Source organism: Microbulbifer maximicatervae (SeqCode), from assembly GCF_052467325.1.
Genome location: NZ_CP174310.1, coordinates 4,245,525 through 4,265,267, shown reverse-complemented (window position 1 = coordinate 4,265,267; position 19,743 = coordinate 4,245,525). Strand labels below are relative to the sequence as shown.

The following is a 19,743-nucleotide window of genomic DNA, read 5'->3' as shown; positions in this document are numbered from 1 at the left end:
CCGAGTCGACAGATAAACTGTGAACCAAGACAAAATAACTATTAAGTAGAGAAATTCGTTAGGGAAGAATAAATGGCTGATTCCTGCCACTATCACACTAGCAAGACTGCATCCTGGCAGTGCCAGCCCTGCAACCGTCAGTTCTGTGGCGAGTGTATTCCGGGTTCGAGTACCAATTACCATGGGCAGGGTCCCGAATGCCCGCTCTGCCGCGATAGCCTGGAATATATTGGAGCCAGTAACAACGCCAAGCCTTTTTGGCAAATGGGGCTATTTTACTTTCTCTATGCTTTTAAGCCTGGCCCTCTAACAATCATGGCTGTTGCAGCAGCGGGCAGTATGGCAATAACGTCAATGGGTCTTCTGGCTCTTGTCGCTTTGGTAGCCATTGTAGCTGTTGTATCCCGCTACAATCTCTTGGTCATCGAAAGACTCGCAGGAGGCCAACTGGAAGCCCCTCCACTGGCAGATGCACTTGATGGCAATGGTGCAATGTTATTTCTGAAAGTCATTGGAATGACATTGATCGCCGGTTTCGTTGGCTACAAGCTTGTACAATTTACTGGAAGCCTCAATGTCATAATGATTTATGCAGCCGCCCTGTCATTTTTAGCGCCGGCTGCAATGATTGCCTTAGCGCTTACCCATAGTTTGAGATCCGCAATCAACCCTCTCAAATTATTGGAATTTACCCTAATCATTGGCTGGCCCTATTGGTTGCTGTTAATTATTACCAATATCATTTCTTTCGCACCCAATATACTAATGGCCGTGGTCAGCGATAAACTGCCGGCTTGGGCAATTTTCCCGACCACGGCAGCCATTGTCTCTTACTTTTCCATCGTCTCAAGTGCTGTGATGGGATATATCTGCTTAACTCGACAGCAAAAACTGGGAATAGCTTCAATACAAGAAGATGATGAAAATTACTTAGAAGAAAATGAATTCCTGTGTAAGCGCGCTCGGGCTGAAGCGCAAATATTTTTACGCGAAGGGGACTTCAAGGGCGCTCGCCAGGCTTTGGTTGAAGGGTTGCGCCGCTTCCCTAACGACGAAACTCTTAATGAGCGCTACTACCGCCTTTTACTTGCTACTGATGATAAAAAAGCCCTTCAGGAGCTGGGGCCACATCTGTTAGAAAAATTTGTACAGATAAATCGCCCACATAAGGCAGCTGAACTGTATATGGCCACAGAGCCCAGCCCGCCTGTGGCTAAGCCCGAGATACGCCATGCACTAGCCAAGGTGCTATACCAACAGCATAAGTACCAATTGGCAGCACAGCTGCTCAATAATTTACATAAAGAGGCCTATCCACAACTCGATGCTGCCTATCTGTTATTGGCACAAGTGTATATGGATGGATTGGGTAGAGAAGACTTAGCAAAAAAACTACTGCACTTTGTCCGACAGAAATTTCCAGAGAGTACTTTGCGTTCTGAAATCGATACCCTGTGGAAAGTACTTAACAGCACTGCCGAAATTCACTAAATAGCAAAATATGGGTAGCCATCTATGGTGGCTACCCTAAACCTAGCCCGACATTCGCTACCAATGCTTTAGCGCCCGATTCCATAGATACAAACCTCGCGCAAAAACGTTGTAACCTTTATTCAAAAACCACCTAAGGCCGGCTAGCTTCGACACCCTAGCCTTCCATTGCTCCTTGGGAGAATTCTCCCAAATCGTAATAAAAGCCTCGTAGCCCACTTTCAGATTTCCATCCGCATCCAATACATGCAGCCGCTCACGGACGAACTCTAAATCTGTATTCAGTTCCTTGGCTTTATCTTCATCAATATGAACATCCTCCCAATCCACTTGGCAGGTGACGGACTTTTTCTTTTGTGCTGAAATTCCTGCGTTACAGACTGGACAAGCAGAATTATAAAAAACCCGAATCTTTTCAGGCATAAGCTAAAAATCCATTCTTTTCTACCGGCGAAAACTACTTAGGGTGGTCAATATCATCGCGGTTCACCAACTCCCAAGGTAAACCACTATTTCGGTAGATCCGCTGATTTTTTTCTGGGTAGTCGGCAACATCATGTTGCAGTCGCTGGCCTACAACTATGCAACGCAAGGTCACTTCTCCCACATTGCGCATCACATGAGCTGGGCCGCCAGCGGGGTAGCCAATAAAATCCCCTGCAGAAACCTGGTGGTGATCGTCATCAATACGCACCTCGGCCCTACCCTCCAGGATATAAACACATTCGTCTTCAAAATAGTGACAATGGAATTCTGTGGATTCATAACCTGGCTCGATTTCAATCATATGGAAACCAAAGCCGGATATGCCGGTAAGATCACCCAGGGACTTGTTTTTACGCACCGCATTGGCATTGAGGAAATGTACCTTGCGCTCCCCTTCCATCCCTGCAATTTCGGTCCCAGTCAAAATATAGCGACTCACTCTGCCCCCAATACATTACTTAATTATTTATAAGACATACCGAATTATGTTCTTCAACCTGAGGCAGCCATATCTTGGGTCATCTCTTTCACCTCGCGCGCGCGGCCTTCCTCACCCAGGCGACGATAGTAATTGACCAGAACCATTCCCAGCTTGGGAATCAAGGGGTGATTCACTCGCTGCTGTTTCAAGTGGCGCAGTAATTCCTCTAGCCACGGCCAGTCCTTTTCCTCCGCTGCACGCCGTGCCATCAATAAGTTTGCCTTTCCGGTGAGCGCCTTTGGACTTTTTGTTGCTGCCAAGTAGCGGCGATAGCCACTTGCCAGGGTATGGCCATCGATCTCCAGGTTTCCTGCCTGGGCAAATAAAGCGAGATTGGCCCGGTGGTAACCTTCACTCTCTGGCGCAGCTGAGGTCAGTTCTATATAGCGCTCAATCAGTGTTAAAGCCTGTGGATATTGCCGCACCGCTGAGGCTGCCGCTTCAGTGGCTTCCAGAATTTTTCCCTCTTCCAAAAAACGATCAATCCGCGACAAGGCTACCCTTTGGGGGGACGGGGCCTCCCCTTCCTCCGGCATAGGTTCCACCATCGGGCGCCAATACAACACCGCCAAAGTCAGGGCAAAACCCGCAAGTAAACCACCAGTATGGGCCCAGTAGGCAATGCTGGCATCTCCATACAAATAACCGAAAATCTCTTTACCCAACCACAGCGGTAACACCAGCAGCGCCGGTGCACTGAATTCGCCAAACATAAAACCAATGGTGTAAAAGAAACGTAGCCGGCGCACACCGTAAACCGCGACGAACATGCCCATAATTGCCGAGACCGCACCGGAGGCACCCACCATCGGTACATGGCTGCCGGATTCCACCAGCACATGCAGACCTGCTGCCGCCAATCCTCCCACCAGGTAGAGCCCTATAAACCACAACCCTCCCAGGGCCAACTCAACAGACAAGCCAAACAACAGCAGAAACACCATATTGCCGATAAGGTGATCCCAGCTTCCGTGTAGAAACATATGGCCAAAGGCCCCAGCAATACTCGGGTCTGCCGGTATCAGCCCCAGTGCGTTGCTACTGACCCTATCCCGCAGTTGGGCAAACTCCTGCCTCTGTCGTAACCACTCGGTCTCACCCTCTGCTTCGAGCTTCGGCAACAGCCAATGGTGGAATTCAGGGTTACCGAGGGATTCCCGGTAAAAAAACTCTTCCCCTTCCACACCCATCTGCGCTCTCCACTCTGGGTGCATTTCATTGACATACACAAGAAATCGTTGCTCTTCGAGGTCCGGTAAGTCACTCTCAAAATAGTAATCTTCAGCTTCCTGCCAGCGAGCTTCATCCCCCCCTTGATAGAAAACAAACATCAGCAAGTTAAGGGCAATCAACGCAAAACACATTAATGGCGGCCGGCGCCAGTCGGGTTTGTTTTGGATGGGGATGATCAGCACGGGCTTCCCTTATTGTGATTTCATCAGCGCCCTGTGAGAAAACGCAGTAACACCGGTAAATGAACTTGCACCGACACAAAGGCCAGTGGGCTGAAAATACTATGAAATCCCGGAGGTGTCATGCCAGCCGGACCTCACTTACTTCCTGGCGGTACGGCCAATGATCGCCGGAACATCCCAACTGCGCAGATGCAGATCTCTCTGAGGGAAAGGTACCTCTATACCCTTATCGCGAAATTCCCGCAACAACTCCAAGTTGTACAGGGCATAGGAGTCTCCCAGGGAAGTCACCATATTGCTGTTGACCCACACCACCAACTTGAAGTCGAGGGCATTATCTCCGAACCCCATCAGCCACACCTCGGTTTTTCGCTTCCAGTCTGTATGGGTGATATTGACTCGAGCGGCAGCTTCCAGGGCAGCTTCCCGCACCAAATCTGGGTCCGAGGCATAAGACACACCAAAGGGTACATGAATACGGCGCACAGGATCATCCAGTGTATGGTTAATAACCCGGCCCGCAACAAACTCAGTGTTGGGCACCAAGATATCCACATTGTCCCGCGTGGTAATACGGGTTGAGCGCACGCTGATATCGCGGATGCGGCCAAAAACGCCCGACTCCAGCTCCACCAGATCACCCACTTTGAGAGGGCGCTCAAACAGCAAAATCAAACCGGAGATAAAATTCGAGAAGATCGCCTGGAGCCCAAAGCCAATACCTACCGACAGGGCTCCAGCGACCAGGGCCAACTTGGAGGTATCCAGGCCCAACATGCTGAGCACCACAATCAGGGCCGCGGAAATAAAGATGTAGTGCAACACCCGCCCAAGATTGTACATGGAGGATTCACTGGCATGCTCCCTGCGCACAAGCCGGCGCAGGAAGGCCTGGGTGAGTCCAGACAATAGCCAGGCCCCCACCAAGACCACAATCATCTTGGCGATCAACCGCAGGGTTATCGGGTTCTGAGCAACGGTAAATAGCTGATAATCCGCCAACTTACGCCAGCGGTTATAAGCTTGTCTTGCTCCCAGTGCGACTCGTTCGCGCACTGTTGCCCACCACCCCTGGCGCTCCTTATAAACCTCCAGCTGGGCCTTTTCATAGCGCTGAATATCCTGTTCGAAGTCATTGGCGCGGGCCAAGCCACTGCCAATACGCTCAAAGTAAGACCACCAGCGACTCAGGTCTTCATTCTCTTCATCTTCGCGCCAGGCCACCACCTGGCGCTGGCGCACCGCCAACTCCCGTGACGCACTTTCAATCACAGAGTTGGCGTTTTCCAATAAATCCCGACTGATAATCAGGGGGCGCTCTTCGCCCTCTTCATTCAGGACCTCATTGATGGATTGCAGCAACTCACTTTTGCGTTTTTCCAGCTGCTCCTCCAACAAGTCCACTTCAAGCTGCATCAGGGTGAGGTCTTTCTGCATATTGATGGTGGGGTCAGTGGAGGGTTCTGTAGTGCTTTGAATACTGGTGCGGGTCGCAGAAATACGTTCGATTTTCTTTTCGTTCGCGGCAATATCCTTATCTATTTCCTCTGCATCTTTACTGGAGTAGACGAGGGTATCCAGAAGTCTCCGCAATTTAATTTCTGCGCTGTTAATCTTTTCCCGCCAGGTTCCCAGGAAAGTATTAACGGTACTCAACTGCTCAATAATATTCAGGTGATTTATTTGAGCTAAAAGTAGAGCCTGCGCCGCCTCATCCTCCTCTCGTCCACTGGAATCGCGCAGTACAATCACTTGTTTACGCAGTAAAGATAGAGACTGGGACTGGGTTGATTTAAGTTGGCGAGCCTCCAGTTCTACGCCTTTCAACCTACGTCGGCCACGGCTGATGGCAGAATCAGCCTTGGCCCAGTTCAATACCGTTGGGCTTTCTGGAAAATCCACATCCGGCATTAAAGGGACTTTCAGGTACTCCTCTCGTTTTTTCCAGGTAATTGCGATCCCTTGTAAACTTTGGCTAATCTTTTCTGCGCCTTCCTGTAAGGCCTCATCCTCCGGCAAATCCTTTTCCCACTCCTCCCAGCTCTTTGTGACCAAGCTAAGCCATTCTCGTCGCTCTTCGGGAGAAGCACTGGTCCATCCAGTCCACCAATCTGCAGAGGGGTCAGCAAAATCTGGAACCTCCGGCTTAAACTCCTTGGGTTTACTACCGGGAAGCTGGGCGACACTGGAAACAGAGACACAGACGACACTAAAGAAAAGGAGAAATGAAAGGGCGAGGTGAGGAAAAGAAAATTCTTTGCCGGCACTACAACGAGGGATGAAAAGGCTGGCACCCGGCATAAAATACTTCTATCCGTGAAAAAATCCGGCACTAATAAAATAGGCGCCTACTGGGCCATATTGTTCAGTGTAGCCCAGGGACTTCCCTGCCCCATGCATTTACCTGAAGCGCCGACTTTGACGCAAACATTTTCTGTATACCTTGCGATATTCACGCATAGCCTGCCTGGTTGTTTTACCAGGCTCACCCGTACGGCGCAGCAAATTTGCCGCCCGGGCTTCACAGTAAATATCCCAATCCTTACGATCGACTCGTTTACCCTCTGAGCGGTGCCGCAAATGGCGGGGCGGATACGCTCGGGGGTATATTTTCTTTTTCGGAGCTAGGGGATTGCGATTAACATGCTGCCAATTGGGAGGGGGCGTGACCACCACATATTGATTGTCCCTGGGGTCTAATAAGAAAAAGGTACCATTACCCGCAAGCATATAATGCTTGTTACCCAAGTTAATGGGGGTTCCAAAAGGTACTCGGGAGACCCGAGCTCCCAGAGGCGGCTCAATCCGGGTATAGGCGTCGGGGCCTTTGCGGTAGAAATAACCATTTTTATAAAAAACTGTCTGGTTATTCACTTCGATAGGCTCAGCTCCGGGAGGCAGGTGGTCCGATCGAACCTGAGACTCCGAAACAGAACAGAAGAATACAAGAAATAGGGTAAGCAGGGATCGCATGGCTAATGTCATCAGCAAATTGCAATCCGCTAAGGGTATGGTGCGAACAAGTCATCCCCAAGGCTATCCCAAGCGGTAACTAGAGCGCCATTAATTGCTCCAATTACCACTGGTCTAACCAATAGAGTTATACAGCTGTACTCGGCAAGGGAGACCTGCTATCCACCCGACTACTGACTGCCACACGACGTTTACGTAACCAGATTAAAACTCCAGTCACACTCAACATCGCAATCACCACCCCCATAATTGAAATAAGTATGCGACCAGGGAGACCGAGGATCCTACCGGAATGCACTGGAAATTGCGCCTGTACAAATAAGTCTGCTGCCGTCCCTTCCCAGGGGATAAAGTCTCCGAGATATTCGCCGCTGTGGCCATCAAAAAATAGAGCCTTGTGACCAACACCCCCGGCACCATGCCCTGCACTGGCATCAAAAAATTCAGCCCGATATATCCCCCACTCCCGGGCATACCACAGGGAATTCAGCGGTTGCTGCCAGCCAATCTGCGCAGCTTGGTTCTCTCCAATCGCGGCTATATCCCGAAAAGACAACGACGGGGTAATTGGATTGCTGTGATCGTTAGGTGTGCGCTCTTCCAAGGGCGACGGAGTCACATCTGATACCAGCGACATCAGAGGAAAAAACACTTCTCGATAGAGATTCAGCGAAAAGGCCGTAAATGCAATTGTCAGCAGCAGCGCCCAGGTCCACAGACTGAACGCACGATGTAAATCAAATGTGAGCCTGGCACGCCCAGCGCCGGCCTTAATCATCCATGCGGACTTCCAGCGCTGCCACCAAGTCCGAGATGGCTTGCGGGTGGATTTCTTGCGGCGAGGGAAAGTCACCGCTAACCCCACAAAGCAATCAATTGTCCATACCAGTGCAATAACACCCAGCAGCCAAATCCCCCAGTGATCAGTGCCCCAAAATTCAGGGATATGAAAACTGTAATGCAGCTTGTACAAAAACGACATTAGGGTTTCAGTTGTTATCGGCCAGACACGTCCCCACTCGCGCTTACCAACAATTTCTCCACTGGCCGGATCCACAAATACCTGGTTGTAATCCACCGCAAAGAATTTACCGGTAGCCGGGTCAATTCGAGGCTCTACCCAGAAATACTGGGTATGCCCAGGCTCCTGTACCAATTCAAAATAGGATATTTGGACTTGCGGCAAGGACTCTTCAAGCCGTTCTGCCAACTCGATAGAGGCTAAGGGTTCGCCGCTGGAAGTAGTTTTATATAAGTGGGGATTGAGCCACTCATCCAGTTCGTGATCCCAGGAGATAATAGCGCCGGTTAGCCCGGTGACTATCAGGAAGACCGCAGTAGCAAGCCCCAGGTAACGATGTAAAAGAACCAGGGTTTGACGCATAACATTTACCTAAAACTAAAAAACAGAAAACCCGGCACAAGTACCGGGTTAAACTGCAACGGAGTTAACTAGGCGCCTTAGTAGCGCCAGCTCACACTCAACTGTGCCTGACGCGGAGCGCCATAATAGCCCTGGGTCCAATAGAGGCTGTTGATATATTTCTCGTTGGTCAGGTTATCAATATTGAGGCCAACCGTTAAAGCATTAGAAATATCGTACTTGGCAAAGGCGCTAAGCAACGCATAGCTATCCTGCTCTACACGAACACCCTCGACAGGCTCAATGTAAATATCATCCTGCCAATTGATACCGCCGCCGAACTTCAAGCCTTGAACTTGAGGTAAATCGTAAGCCACGGCCACCTTCAGGGTGTTGCGCGGAATATAAGTGCGGACATCCTCACCGTCATCACCCACCACTTCACTTAAATGAGTGAAACCAAAGCTGATATTGAAGTTCTCAGTAATAGCACCGATTAATTCCAGCTCAGCACCTTTAGTGGAATAATCGAGCCCATTATAGGTATTTACACCATCAACAGTCCCAGCATACTCGCCAAGATTATTCAGGTTGGATTCGAACAGTCCAAAGCTGCCTGTTGCCTGTCCGCCTGCAAGGGAATATTTAACCCCGACTTCGGAACTATCCCCCTCTGCGACACCTAGCGGTGTAAATTCAGGGCTAACCCAAGACTGCGGAGTAAAGACTTCGGTAAAGCTACCATAGAGGGAGAAACTATCGTTCAGGTCAAAAGTGGCCCCCACATAAGGAACAGTTTCATCCGCCGAAGTGTCAGCATCAACGCCATAACTATAGCCGGATTGTTCCACTTCCATTTTGCGCGCACCGGCTAACAGGGACAGGCTATCAGTAACGTTCAGGCGAGTAGCAAAGTATAAAGACTTGTGCTCTTGATCGTCGTAGTGGCCAGTGTAATAAGCGTCGGTATCGACAAAGTCAGGCCGCGCCGTTGTGCCATTAGCCCAGTCACTGCCAAGAACCGGATAGCCGTCGAAGTAGCTGTAGAAAGATTGGCCGGTTAGTTCGATATCTGCATAGTTGGCACCCACCACCAATTCGTGATCGCGGCCGAACAAATTGTAGGTTCCTGACAGGAATACATCCGCAATCTTCTGCTTTTCATCCAACTTGTAGCCAAATGCATATCCATATAAACCCAGTTCAGTCTCTCTGTCTGGAGTACCGTAGACATACATCTCCTCGACATCCATATCGATTTCATTCTGGGTCAGTAATGCAGTGACGGACCAGTTTGCGGAAAGATCCTGCTTCAGTTCAACAAAAGTCTGGGCTCTGTCTACATTGCGGAAAGCCCAGTCCGGTGCCGTGCTTGTGGAAATATCGTAATCGGTAGCGCTGCCATTGGTATAGAAAAGTGGCAGGGCACCTGACATACTGCCATCGGCTTCACTGCGATTTTGGCTGTGGCCTAAGGTCAGGGTGGTGAAATCAGTCAAATCTGCTTCCACAATACCGTAGTAGACACTGCCGTCAGTTTCGTAGCGGTCAAGATAAGAGTCAGCCTGATCCTCTGCAACCACCAACCGTCCTCGGACGTTATCGCTGATAGAACCTGAGATATCTCCCTGGGTGCGCAAACGTCCCTCTTCACCGGCAACCAGATCTACACCCGCCTTGAACTCTTCTGTCGGACGCTTACGGATAAAGTTAACCGTCGCTGAGGGGTTAGCCAGACCTGTGGTCAGAGCTGCTGCGCCCTTCACCACTTCAACCTGGTCGAATGTCGCGGTGTCTTGATGCCCATGGGATAAACCAGAGGAAAAGGGAACACCGATTCCATCGTACTGGAAGTTCACAATATCAAAGCCGCGAGCTGTGTAATAAGTACGATCCGTCTCTACGTTCTCTACGGTTACCCCTGGGGTATATTTCAGCAGCTCATTAATATCCTGTAGGGCAAAGTCCTGGATTTGAGCTTGGGATACAGTTGTTACCGTTTGCGGAGTATCGTAAACAGATAGGCTTAGGCGAGAGGCAGTACTGGTCTCCTCCTGCTCTCCGTAGACACTGACTTCTTCCATGGTTTCAGCAGTTTCGCTTTCAGCAGACCAAGCAGAACTTCCCAGCGGGGCGAGCACGGCAGCAGCAATCCAGGCTGACAGCGCTTTTTTCTTCATTAAGCCGTTAATTTTCATCGGCTAAAACCTCATTCCAAATCAGTGAACGGTGCAGGGGCACCATAAACGGAGCGGATGATATTTGAAGAAATATACGCCAGTCAATGCGAATGATTATTATTTAGTCGATGTACCCACAAATAGTTTGGATGGGGAGGGAACATCATTGCTTGGTGAAAGATTAGGAGGGCCAGGGCGATCACTAGCAGCGGGTCACCCTGTATTTGATCAGAAGGCCTTCAGGAAAAATCAGGAATTAGCCACTGCCCGCCTGTAATGGCTCTTTATCTCGTACCACTTCCGACAGCACTTTAACTTCCTGTCCAGGCTGCAAGCGCTCAGCACCACGCACTATCACACGATCGCCCTTGGTGAGATCACCGCTTACCGACACCCATTCACCATCGCCACTGCCGATACGCACAGATAATCGCTCAGCCTTATCCTCCTCGCCCACTCGATATACGAAGGTATCGCCATTTCTTAAAACCAAGGCATCCCTTGGCACAGACATGGTGGCCTGCGCCTGCGCAATGGGCACAGAGACCTGTACCGGCATACCGACAATCCAGTCCCACTGCTCCGGCGCACTCTGTGGCAAAGTTACCATCAGCTTAACTCGCCGGGAGCGATCGCTGGCCACAGGCACAAATTGACGTACCCGTCCGCTAAATAATTGATCATCCACCCGAGCCTCTCCCGGCAGAGAGACAGAATCACTGCGCAGCGCCACTGTGTCACCGATGCGAATCAGCGGCAGGGCCGTCAGGGGAATATCCGCCTCCACTTCCATCTGTGACATATCCAGGGCTCGCAGTAATTCCGAACCGGTGCGCACATATTCTCCCGCCTGTAATTCGCGGCTCACCACTAGAGTGTCAAAGGGCGCGTCAATGGCTGTTTTAGATAATTCATAGGCCCGTCGGTCGCGCTCAATTTGAGCCGCAATCAGGTCCTGAGCCATTGCCTCACGCTCAGCCTGCTGCTCTTCCAATGCGGCTCGGGAGGTACTATTGGTTTCCGCCAACTTACTCAGTCGATTTAACTGAGCATCCATATAAGTCAACCGCGCACGCAATTGTGCGATACGACTGTCACTGTTGCGCAGCTGTAATCGCCAATGAGTACTGTCCAACTCGGCCAGGCGCTCACCCTTTTTAATAAAGCTGCCGGGTTCAGCGACAAATTCCAACACACCATCCAGTTCAGAAGAAACTAGGATATCCCGTCGGCTCACCACCTCACCTGCAGACCACTGGCTCGGAGCAATTTCCCGAACTTGGGCCCGATCCACCAATACCGCAATAGGGTCGCCCTGCGCCCATACGCCATTGGCACCCAGAGATAAAACGATTCCTGCGAGCAATTTCTTCATTGTGAACTCCTCAGGGCAAACCTTTCGCGCATAGCCGTAAATTTGGGTAGTGGCAGGCTGCCGGTTTGCAGTAATGCCGGCAATAAAACCAGGGTAAAGAGCGTGCTCACTGCCATGCCGCCCACAATCACTGCGGCCAGGCCGCGGTAGATAACACTGCCCTCACCGGGAGCAACCAACAGTGGCAACATGCCAAATACACTGGTCAGGGTACTCATAAAAATAGGGCGCAAGCGCAGGCGCAAGGCCTGCTCTACAGCGTCGACCCGAGTGCTACCCGCCATTTCTGCCGCTCGCGTCTGGTGTACCAGCAAAATAGCATTATTCACCACCAGGCCTAGCAGTATCACAAAGCCAATCATGGTGAGCAGATCCAGTGGTTGGAAATTGATCAGGTTTAAAATTTGTAGCGCCAACACGCCGCCCACTGTCGCCAGGGGCACGGTGAGCAATACCAGAGAGGCGTCCCGCAAGGAGCGGAACAGTGCACTCATCAGCAGGAATAAAATTAGCAGCGCTAACAGGAAATTCTTGGAAAGCGAAGCCAACGCCTTATCCAGGTCACTGGCATTCCCTCCCACCAAAATACTCCCGTCAGCGGGCAGAGCTTCGCGAATCTTCGGCAATACATCCGTTTCCAGCTGTGCGCGCACCTCTTCGAGGGACACATCTTCCGGCGGTACTATATTCAGTGTAATAGTGCGCCGGCCATCGACCCGGCGCAAACTGCCCGGCCCCACAGTCCGCTCCACACTGGCCAGCTGACTGAGTGGCACCACTTCTCCACGGGGCGTTACCAAAGGCGTATTTTGCAGTTGTTCGGGAGTACTCCAGGGCTGCGCTTTAAAAATAATATCCAGGCGCTTTTCACCGTCAAAATACTCGCCGACATAAAGACCATTGCCTAGCGTTCGAACCAGTCCGCCCATATCCTGGCGATTCCAACCCTGCTCCAGCATTGCGCGATCATTGGGGCGCACTGTCAATTCAGGTTCTGATAAAGATAAGCCTGGGTTGGTCTGCACCGGCGTTCCCGGCATCACCTCTTCAACAACCTCAACCCCAAGGGCAGCCGCACGCATCAATGCTTCGGCATCACGGGATTGCAGATGTAAAGCAATGTTTCGGTCACCACCGAATTGGCCAAACAGATTACCCCGGGCGGCGAATCCCTGGAAATCAGGAATATCCACCAGGATTTCTTCCCGCAGGATTCTCTCCATCTCCTTGGCTTGATCCATATCCTTAACCCGCACTCCCATAGTGCCGCCATTGGGCCAGGTGATCACGTAGTAGTTCTTCAGGGCTGGTTCGCGCTCACCACTCATGTAGGGTGCCATGCGCTTATCCAACTCGTTGACGATTTCTGTTTCTAAAGTTTTGGTATTAGTGGATGCAGGGAAATTCATCCACACATCGACCGCATCCCTTTTTACCGGCGGTAAATAATCCAGGTTTGGTAAGAATAAATAAGTCGCAACCATGGGCATTAATAAAAGCCCCCCGATCACCTGCCAACGGCGGGTCCTGGTACTCGTCAAAGCCATTACCCGCGCTGTTATTTTTTCCCACACTCGGGAGAGACGGTCTTCAGTAGAGATAGAGGGTAGCCACAGACGCGCAGCCAGGGGAACCACAGCCACCGCAACCAACAGGGAAAATACCACAGCCACAGCAATAGTCAGGGCCAGGTCACCGAAGACCTGCCCTTCGACACTGTTAAGGAAAAATACCGGCAGGAATATCGCAACGGTTGTCGCAGTACTGGCCAACAGTGCACCCCACACCTGGCCCGCACCCTGCTCCGCAGCCTCCTCTGCCCCCCGACCTTTTTCTCTCAGGCGCACAATATTTTCCAACACTACTATCGCAGCATCGAGCACCATACCGGTAGCGAAGGCCAGTCCCGCCAGAGAAATTACATTCACGCTGCGGCCTGCGGCCGACAGCATCACAAAGGTCGACAGTAATGAAATTGGAATCGCTGCGGCAACGATCAAGGTCGCACGCATGCGTCGCATAAACCACCAGAGGACTCCGACAGCTAATACGATACCCAAAATCATATTACCGCCGAGCAAGTTTAAAGCCCGATAAACAAATACCGATGCATCAAATGATTGCACCAGCACAAGCTGCTCAGCTTTCAATTTAGTTTCATTCAGCTCAGCGACTTTTTGCTTAACCCGCTCCAAAGTAGCCAGCATATTGGCATTGTTGGTACGGTTAATACGGAGAGAAACTGCCGGATTGCCATTTTGCGTGGTGACACCGCGGGATTCTGAAGGCCCCACCTTGACCTCGGCAATATCGCCCAGGCGCACCGGCTGTCCATTGCGCCACTCCAACACCAGTTCGGATAAGTCTTTGGGTTCATACTCGCCGACAAAGCGCAGTGTATAGCGACGCCGCCCAACGTCGGTAAATCCGCCGGAGACATCCCTGGCAGACGCCAGCTGCCGACTCACTGTAGGCAGCTCTACTCCCAGTTCAGCAGCTTTCCAGGGATCAAAAATAATCTGTAACTCTTCCTGTGCCGCACTCCCAGACTGGGCCTGGACACTGGCAACCCCGGGCACCGACTCCAACTCCGGGCGCAGTACATCTTCAATCAGGCCAGCGTAGTCATCCAGGTTATTCTGATTATCAGGTAATTTTTGCAGAAAGAAATAGGTCAGTGCTGTGGCATCGCCACCCCAGCCACCCAGCATTACTCGCGGTGGTTCCGCATCCCTAGGCAGTGGCGGCAGGCTGCTCATACGGCTGATAACGTCAATTAGCACCTTATTCATATCGGTGCCCATGGCAAATTCCAGATTTGCCCAGGCGCCGCCGCGACCCGCGTTGACTTGCATCATTTCCAGACCGGTAAGGCCCTGTAATACGGATTCGATCGGCTCGACAATTTCCGCTTCCACCTCTTTCGGTGCGGCCGCTCTCCAGCCCGCCTGAATAGCGATACGAGGATTGTCGATATCGGGGAAAAGTTGAACCGGCAGCTGGCTGGCGAGGAAAGCTCCAAGCAGAACAGCCATAACCACTGCGACCCCCGCAGCAGCGGGATTTTTTAAAGCGGCGCGTGTTAATGCCATTACTTCAGCCCCAGTTTTTTATTGGGACTGAAGGCTAGCGGAATATGAATTCCTTACAAGGCAATTGCGACTAGTTGCCAGGAAAATTCGATCAGGCCATGAAGAGCCCGTTTATTCGCCGGAAAGAAAATACAAATTCACAAAATAAAATCCATGTATTTAGAGGCAGCGCTATAGCTGAAAAACCCAGCTGCTTTGCTGCCTCAACCGAGAGCCATATAAAAGTTATGAATCAGAGGAAGTGCTGGACTTTATTTTTATAGCTGCGGCTCATTTTTAAACATTCACCGCTATCTAACACCAGATGGTATTCGCCATTAATATGGGCACGTATTTCCCTTACCCGACTTAAATTGACGATGGTTGAACGGTGTATGCGCTGGAAAAGTTTCGGATCCAACTGCTGCTCCAGTTCTTTCATGGTGATACGCATCACATGGGTCTCACCCCGAGCGTGCACACACATATAATCACCGGCAGCATCGATCCAGTCGATTTCACTGGAGGGCACTAAAGTTATTTTGCCCGCATCTTTCACTGCAATTTTGTCCGGATAGGCACTGCCGGCAAATTGCCCGCTAACCAGCTTCTGCTCCAGAGCCTCCGGGGATTCCTTGGTCAGGTCGGCAACAGCTTCGAGTAGTTGCTCTCTTTGGTTAGCGATATCAGCGTTGGCTCTCTGTTCCCTGACCCGGGTAAGGGCCAACTCCAAGCGCTCTTCTTCGATGGGTTTTAATACGTAGTCCACCGCATTGATTTCAAAAGCCTCTACCGCATACTGGTCGTAGGCCGTGACAAAAACTACATGAGGTAGAGAGTCCACCGGAATCAACTGAACCAGTTGCAAACCGTTTACGCCAGGCATCTGGATATCCACAAATGCTACATCGGGCTTCAGATCCAGTATTTTGTCTAACGCATCGCGACCATTGCCGCTCTCTGCAACCACCTCGATATTAGCCATCTGCTCCAGGCGCAGCCGCAAGCCGCGACGAGCCAGGGGTTCATCATCGACAACGATCGCCCTCAGGGTCTCTACTCCACTCATCTCTTTATTCCTGTTCAAAGGGAATACGAATATTTACCGACAAGCCCCCTTCTGGGCGGTTGCGGAAACGCACTCTCTGGTCATCGCCATAAAGGGCCTTAAGGCGCTCACAGGTATTGCGAATACCCACTCCGTAGCCTTTGCCAATCAGGCGCAGCTCCTCTTCCGACATGCCGGGGCCGTTATCGCTGACTTCCAATAACAATTCGCCGGCGAAAACCCGTGACTTGATGCCAATCTCACCGCCCCACTCCAGCTGTGAAATCCCATATTTGATCGCGTTTTCAACCAGCGGCTGCAACAGCAGGCTCGGCACCAAGGCCTGGGGGGACTCCCCCTGCAAATCCAGATTCACCCCTAAGCGATCGGCGAAGCGCACCTTTTCAATGTCCAGATACAACATCAGCGCCTCAACTTCCTTCGCCAGGGTGACCTTCTGCATAGGATCATTATCCAGGGAGTGGCGCAAGAATTGGGACAGGCGCGTCACCATATTGTTGGCCGTGCGCCCGTCATTATCGAGGATCAAAGTAGAAATTGCGTTGAGCGTATTAAACAGGAAGTGCGGATTTAACTGGTAGCGCAGCATTTTTAATTGAGCCTGGTGCGCCATTGATTCCGCCCGCAACGCCTTCTCCTGCTGGGCCTGAGAGGAGCGGTAATACTTGATGCCGTAATAGAGCGCCGCCCAGGTCATCAGAATCAGAAATGAATAGGTGAACCAGTAGATAGCCAGGAGTGCCGGGTGCTCATCACCATCGTGACCATAAAGCCACAGGGAGCCGGCGAATTTTATTGCTGCCCAAATCACCGCCGCCATGACCACCAGCAGTAAAGAGCCTAGCAATCGCATTGCTGGAGGCTTGCTCCACAGGCGGTGAAAACCCAAGCGCATGCTCTCGCTGAGAACAACCCCCGCTGTAGTGGCAACTATGATGTAGCCAGAGTGAATCCAGTGATCATTCACCCAGAAAAAACTGCCTACAAAGGTCAACAGCGTATAGCCCCCCCAACCAGAAAGCTGCAAGGCCCAGTACTGTGAGCGACGACTGGCCAGCTTCTGTGAGAGCCACTGAAGTGTTTTGCTTCCCATAATCTCCCGCTTATTGGGTAAAAATCTATGCGCCGATTTGACACTAATCGGCAGCTTCATACTAAATGGCGTCGAAAGCCGGCGAAACACCAACCGGCGCAGCAAAGAGACAAACTGCCGCATGACCTACTGGTTATTTAAATCTGAACCCGATGAATACAGCCTCCAGGACCTCGCTGCCGAATCCGGCGGTTGCGGTCGCTGGGATGGTATCCGCAATTACCAGGCACGCAATTTTTTGCGCGATAAGGTGAAGGAAGGAGATGGCGTGCTGTTTTATCACAGTGCCTGTAAGGTGCCGGCAGTTGTGGGCACCGCTGAAGTGGTTCGCTCTGCCTACCCCGATCCGGCCCAGTTCGACCCGGAAAGCAAGTACTTTGACCCCAAGGCCAGCGAGGATAAACCGCGCTGGTACTGCGTGGATATTCGCTGGCGAAGTGAGTACCAACGGCCGGTGCCCCTCGCAGAAATCAAGGGCATCCCCCAATTGGCTGAGATGGTGCTGGTAAAACAGGGGCGCCTGTCTGTCCAGCCAGTTTCCGGTGACGAGTGGCAGCTACTCCAGCAACTGGGAAGCTCCACGCCGCGCTAAACGATACCTTTTGTCTGGGCGATATACAGGCTCAGCAACGATAGCAGGGTCAATAACGCTAACAAGCCGAGTAACAGTACCCAGGGGCGGAAAGGCTTGCGTTCGACACTGTTGATGCCGGACTGCAGGTATTTATCGACCTTGGCTTGGTCTTCATCGGAGAGTTTCTTTTCGGAGGGATCTAACATGGGCACTTTCGCTCGTTATTTTTGTGCCCTGAGTTTAGGAGAAAGCTTTCTACAGCTCCACAAAAAAGCCCCGCAATGCGGGGCTTTTTAACACTTTCGCAGGGAGCGGTTAGAACAGCTCTTCCTCCAAGTCCATCAAGCTAGCGCTACCTGCATTGACACTGCCGGCCAATGCCTGGGTGCGTGGCAACAGGCGAGCGAAGTAGAAGCGCGCTGTCTTTATCTGGCCGTTGTAGAAGCTATCCGCTTCCGCTTTCGGCAGCGCCGCAGACACAATTTTCGCCCACATAAAGGCGTAAGCGACGTAGCCGAACAGGTGCAGGTACTCTACAGAAGCCGCACCCGGTGCGTGGGGGTCTTGCTGAGTAGCGGCAACCATATTCTCAGTTGCTTCACGCAGGCGTTGCATCTCTGCGATGAGCGGCTGGATAAACTCTGCCATTTCCTCGCGATCAATCTGGGCATCGATAAAGCCCTGTACATCTGCAGCAAACAACTCGAACAGAGCACCGCCAGTGGCTACAGTCTTGCGGCCCACCAGATCCAGAGCCTGGATACCATTGGTTCCTTCATAGATCTGGGTAATACGCACATCGCGCACCAACTGTTCCTGGCCCCATTCGCGGATATAACCGTGGCCACCGAAGACCTGCTGACCGAGGATGGTGCAATCCAATCCCATATCGGTAGTAAAGGCTTTGGCTACCGGGGTCAGCAAGGCAACCATATTCTCCGCGTTCTTTTTCTCTTCACCCTCGCCGAACTTGGAAATATCCAACCACTTGGCCACGTAAGTGGACAGGGCGCGGCCGCCATTGACCAAGGCTTTTTGGGTGAGCAGCATGCGGCGCACATCCGGGTGCACAATGATGGGATCTGCGGCTTTCTCCGGCTGCTTGGCGCCCGCTGGAGAGCGGCTCTGGATACGGTCGCGAGCGTATTCAACAGCATTTTGATAGGAGCGATCTGAGGCGCCGAGGCCCTGGATACCGACACCCAGACGCTCGTAGTTCATCATGGTAAACATGGCCGCGAGTCCTTTGTTCTCCTCGCCGACCAGCCAGCCCTGGGCACCGTCGAAGTTCATCGCGCAGGTAGCGGAGGCCTTGATGCCCATTTTGTGCTCGATCGAGCCACAGTTCACATCGTTGTGCTCGCCGATGCTGTTGTCTTCGTTCACCTTGTATTTGGGCACCAGGAACAGCGAGATGCCTCTCGGTCCCTTGGGCGCGTCCGGCAATTTTGCCAATACCAGGTGGATAATATTTTCGGACAGATCCTGGTCACCGCCGGTAATAAAGATCTTGCTGCCGCTGATGCTAAAGCTGCCATCGCCACGGGGCTCGGCCTTGGTGCGGATAATACCCAGGTCTGTACCGGCGTGAGGCTCGGTAAGGCCCATAGCACCAGCCCATGTTCCCTCATACATTTTGGGCAGGTATTTTTCTTTCAGTTCATCACTGGCGTGGGCATCAATCGCCAGGCAGGCGCCGTTAGTCAGAACCGGGTAGAGTGCAAAAGAGATATTTGAAGCATTGATCATCTCCTCAACCTGAGCGCCCAGCATTTTCGGCATACCCATGCCGCCGTATTCCGGGTTGCCCAGCAGTCCACCCCAACCGCCTTCACAGAAGGTGGCATAGGCTTCTTTAAAGCCTTTCGGCGTGGTCACCACACCGTCATTCCACTGGCAACCCTCTTCGTCGCCAGTGCGATTGATCGGATCCAGGGTGTTGGCAGCCAGCTTGGCCATCTCTTCGAGAATCGCATCTGCGGTCTCACGATCTACCGCTCCAGCCAACCCGGGCAATTCCGCCCAGAGTTTTTCCGCAGCAAATACCTCGTGAAGTAGGAAGTTCATCTCCCTTAGTGGCGCCTTATAGTCGGCCATACTCCCGGTCCTCATTCAAGTGTTTCAAACGCTCGTTTGAATCTAGGGCCGAAGCGTCCCAATGTCAACAGTCTC

At 51.8% G+C, this 19,743-nt stretch carries 15 protein-coding genes; 2 read left to right on the top strand and 13 right to left on the bottom strand.

Going from position 1 to position 19,743, the window contains the following annotated elements:
* The first annotated feature begins 72 nt into the window (after window positions 1–72).
* Entirely contained in the window at window positions 73–1,491 is a 1,419-nt protein-coding gene (locus ACJJIE_RS19030) for a hypothetical protein (RefSeq protein ID WP_444892669.1), read from the top strand.
* 57 nt (window positions 1,492–1,548) lie between these two features.
* On the opposite strand, the gene ACJJIE_RS19025 is transcribed toward ACJJIE_RS19030, so the two are convergent.
* The 11 genes from ACJJIE_RS19025 to ACJJIE_RS18975 form a co-directional block, all read right to left on the bottom strand.
* Entirely contained in the window at window positions 1,549–1,914 is a 366-nt protein-coding gene (locus ACJJIE_RS19025; protein WP_444892668.1) for a thiol-disulfide oxidoreductase DCC family protein, read from the bottom strand.
* Between the two features lie 34 nt (window positions 1,915–1,948).
* Window positions 1,949–2,416: a cupin domain-containing protein gene (locus ACJJIE_RS19020; RefSeq protein ID WP_444892667.1), complete on the bottom strand. Its 468-nt coding sequence runs from the start codon at window positions 2,414–2,416 to the stop codon at window positions 1,949–1,951.
* A 53-nt stretch (window positions 2,417–2,469) separates the two neighbouring features.
* Window positions 2,470–3,873 carry a rhomboid family intramembrane serine protease gene (locus ACJJIE_RS19015; protein ID WP_444892666.1) on the bottom strand — a complete coding sequence of 468 codons (1,404 nt, stop codon included), beginning with the start codon at window positions 3,871–3,873 and terminating at the stop codon, window positions 2,470–2,472.
* Window positions 3,874–4,011: 138 nt separating this feature from the next.
* On the bottom strand, window positions 4,012–6,174 hold the full coding sequence (locus ACJJIE_RS19010) for a mechanosensitive ion channel family protein (RefSeq protein WP_444892665.1): 2,163 nt from the start codon (window positions 6,172–6,174) through the stop codon (window positions 4,012–4,014).
* Window positions 6,175–6,273: 99 nt separating this feature from the next.
* Window positions 6,274–6,858 carry a DUF6515 family protein gene (locus ACJJIE_RS19005; protein WP_444892664.1) on the bottom strand — a complete coding sequence of 195 codons (585 nt, stop codon included), beginning with the start codon at window positions 6,856–6,858 and terminating at the stop codon, window positions 6,274–6,276.
* 115 nt (window positions 6,859–6,973) lie between these two features.
* Entirely contained in the window at window positions 6,974–8,230 is a 1,257-nt protein-coding gene (locus ACJJIE_RS19000) for a PepSY-associated TM helix domain-containing protein (protein WP_444892663.1), read from the bottom strand.
* A 77-nt stretch (window positions 8,231–8,307) separates the two neighbouring features.
* The gene (locus ACJJIE_RS18995) at window positions 8,308–10,407 is read right to left on the bottom strand and encodes a TonB-dependent siderophore receptor (RefSeq protein ID WP_444892662.1); all 2,100 of its coding nucleotides are present in this window, start codon (window positions 10,405–10,407) and stop codon (window positions 8,308–8,310) included.
* Between the two features lie 238 nt (window positions 10,408–10,645).
* Window positions 10,646–11,764, bottom strand: coding sequence for an efflux RND transporter periplasmic adaptor subunit (locus ACJJIE_RS18990; RefSeq protein WP_444892661.1), 1,119 nt, complete (start codon window positions 11,762–11,764; stop codon window positions 10,646–10,648).
* Window positions 11,761–14,856, bottom strand: coding sequence for an efflux RND transporter permease subunit (locus ACJJIE_RS18985; protein WP_444892660.1), 3,096 nt, complete (start codon window positions 14,854–14,856; stop codon window positions 11,761–11,763). The genes ACJJIE_RS18990 and ACJJIE_RS18985 overlap by 4 nt, the downstream gene beginning before the upstream one ends.
* Window positions 14,857–15,088: 232 nt before the next feature.
* A complete protein-coding gene (locus ACJJIE_RS18980) occupies window positions 15,089–15,904 on the bottom strand; it encodes a LytR/AlgR family response regulator transcription factor (RefSeq protein WP_444892659.1) in 816 nt (271 codons plus the stop codon).
* 4 nt (window positions 15,905–15,908) lie between these two features.
* Complete coding sequence (locus tag ACJJIE_RS18975) at window positions 15,909–16,997, bottom strand: sensor histidine kinase (protein WP_282934512.1); 1,089 nt, start codon at window positions 16,995–16,997, stop codon at window positions 15,909–15,911.
* 121 nt (window positions 16,998–17,118) lie between these two features.
* Here ACJJIE_RS18975 and ACJJIE_RS18970 point away from each other — a divergent pair, with 121 nt between their 5' ends.
* Window positions 17,119–17,589: an EVE domain-containing protein gene (locus ACJJIE_RS18970; protein WP_444892658.1), complete on the top strand. Its 471-nt coding sequence runs from the start codon at window positions 17,119–17,121 to the stop codon at window positions 17,587–17,589.
* Here the strand turns inward: ACJJIE_RS18970 and ACJJIE_RS18965 are convergent.
* Together ACJJIE_RS18965 and ACJJIE_RS18960 are read right to left on the bottom strand one after the other, a co-directional pair.
* Entirely contained in the window at window positions 17,586–17,777 is a 192-nt protein-coding gene (locus tag ACJJIE_RS18965; protein ID WP_413664201.1) for a DUF3094 family protein, read from the bottom strand. The genes ACJJIE_RS18970 and ACJJIE_RS18965 overlap by 4 nt on opposite strands.
* Before the next feature lie 109 nt (window positions 17,778–17,886).
* Window positions 17,887–19,668 carry an acyl-CoA dehydrogenase C-terminal domain-containing protein gene (locus tag ACJJIE_RS18960; RefSeq protein ID WP_444892657.1) on the bottom strand — a complete coding sequence of 594 codons (1,782 nt, stop codon included), beginning with the start codon at window positions 19,666–19,668 and terminating at the stop codon, window positions 17,887–17,889.
* Between the last annotated feature and the right edge of the window lie 75 nt (window positions 19,669–19,743).